This is a genomic window from Gammaproteobacteria bacterium (assembly GCA_029862005.1).
Classification (GTDB): Bacteria; Pseudomonadota; Gammaproteobacteria.
Map to the genome: position 1 here is coordinate 1 of JAOTYD010000100.1, position 2,254 is coordinate 2,254.

Below are 2,254 nucleotides of genomic sequence, written 5' to 3' on the forward strand. Positions count from 1 at the left end.
GCCTGAATACGTTGAACCGGTTACTGATACCGAGCGAACGATCGCCAGGATCTGGTCGGAATTGCTCCAGGTTGAAAAAATCGGAATAGACCAGAACTTTTTCGATATCGGTGGTCATTCACTGCTATCTATCAGCGCTATTCAGAAAATAAGCAAGGAATTTGGTGTGCGAATCAGCCCACGTGATATGATGTTAAACACCCTGCAGCAGATAGCGAAATCTCTGCCGGATCAATTGGAGTCACGAGCTGAGACAGACAGCACCAAGGCAAGCAGGGATTCTGCCCTGACGCGTTTACGTGATCGGTTGATCAGCGGTCTTGGTAAGTAGTAGCGGCAGCATAGGTATATAAGCCAGAATGGAAAGCTTTTTCTTCGGCGACACTGATCGTATGTTATATGGTGTCTTCCACGCCGCGTCACAGGAGCGTTACAGGAATAGATCGGTCTTGCTATTGTATCCGGTCGGCCATGAGTACATGCAAATTCATAGGGCTTATCGCAGGTTGGCTGATTCGCTTTCAGATTTGGGTTTCGACGTACTGCGCTTCGATTACGCCTGCACAGGCGACTCTTTTGGCAACTTTGCAGAGGCAACAATAGATCAGTGGGCTGATAGCGCAGTGGTTGCCTACGATGAATTGCAGACAATGTCACCTGGGGCAAGAATTGATGTCGTTGCCCTTCGGCTAGGTACAGTGATAGCGAGACAACTCGCACAGCATCGTAAAATCCAGCGACTGGTACTGTGGGAGCCAAATTATTCAGACGCTTACTATTGGCAACAGACGGTAGACGTGATCAAGGATAAGGGTACGACGCGAGAAAATTTCATTGAGGGGGATGTTTTGCACCTCAATGGTTTCGCCTACGGACCATCGATAGGAAACAGCCTGCAATTAGGTAGCTGGGACAAATTTCCTGAAACCAGTGTCGCCGAAGTGCTCGTTGTGAGTGCTCGAGAAGAGTCGGTTTTTGCGGACTTCAAAAAAGTATTCAGTACCCGGGGCAAGCTGGAGGTTAGCAGTGTTACCGGGCCTGACGACTGGATGGCTGCGGATCCAGATGGCGGCATTATCCTGCCAGAGCCTTCTATAGTGAAGATTAGGCAATGGCTGTCTGCATGACATACTCTGAGCGAGTCATTTCAGTCGGCGCACCAACTCCATTGTCTGGAGTGTTTACTACTCCCGGAAGTACGCCCACGAAATCGCCTGCCTTGATCTTGCTGAATTCGGGATTAATGCATCGCGTAGGGACCTGTAATTTGTCAGTAAAGTTAGCAAGAGCTATCGCTAAAAACGGCATTCGGGCTTATCGATTTGACTCATCAGGTATTGGAGATAGTGAAACCAGGGCTTTTGGGGGATCATACGAGGAAAGACTGGTTAGTGAGATAATTGAGGTGATGGACGAGCTGTCGTTGCAGGAAGGAATAACGCAGTTTGTATTATGCGGTTTGTGTTCTGGCGCCGATTCAGCGCTGGCCACCGCCGCCGTAGATCCGCGAGTGGTCGGGATCGTACAGCTGGATCCGATGTTTTTCAGAATACTAAAATGGTACTTTTACCATTACTACCCAAGGGTATTGGATATTAATTGCTGGCTCGGGAAGTTCAAGCGCTTGTTCGGCAGGGATGGTCCATCGGAGAATCTACCTTCCGATTACTTGTTACCTGAAACTCTCGAAAATGCAAGGTATGATCCTGATCGACAGTCGCTAACATCGGCATACGAGAAACTTGTAAATCGTGGGGTAAAGGTTCTGGTTGTCATGACAACGGGGCAGAAATATTGTTACAACTCGCGTGGTCAGTTCCGCGAAGGGTTCGGCAAGGTCAATTTTGGCTCATTGCTTGAAGAGCATTATTTGCCCCAGGCCCAGCATATTATCTCCGCACCGGAAGATCAGGAATTTGTGGTTAATTTGGTGAAGCACTGGTCGGTGTGGGATCAATAGAGGCCTAATATGTAGGATGCATCACAACATCGTTGGACCATATTTATATACTCCTTAGGCTGCAAATCCATTTAAGGTGTTGTTCAGTTCTTTAGGGCCAATTTGGATCAACTTTCACAGCACCAGAATACTATTTAAATAATTGTGAAAAATGTAATGAAATTTATAGTAACCATCGATACGGAAGAAGATAACTGGGATAAATATAGTCGGACCGATAATCCTGTCGAAAACCTCAAGAAGATTGTCCCTTTGCAAGAAATCTTCGATCGCTACGGTGTCAGGCCAACTTAT

General features: G+C 47.2%; 3 protein-coding genes. All 3 read left to right on the top strand.

What is annotated here, in order from left to right; translation table 11 throughout:
• Positions 1–331 (top strand): phosphopantetheine-binding protein (locus OES20_19180; GenBank protein MDH3636816.1); only part of this gene is annotated, 331 nt, incomplete at its 5' end.
• 28 nt (positions 332–359) lie between these two features.
• On the top strand, positions 360–1,127 hold the full coding sequence (locus OES20_19185; protein MDH3636817.1) for a hypothetical protein: 768 nt from the start codon (positions 360–362) through the stop codon (positions 1,125–1,127).
• Between the two features lie 140 nt (positions 1,128–1,267).
• The gene (locus OES20_19190; protein MDH3636818.1) at positions 1,268–1,960 is read left to right on the top strand and encodes an alpha/beta hydrolase; all 693 of its coding nucleotides are present in this window, start codon (positions 1,268–1,270) and stop codon (positions 1,958–1,960) included.
• Positions 1,961–2,254 lie beyond the last annotated feature (294 nt).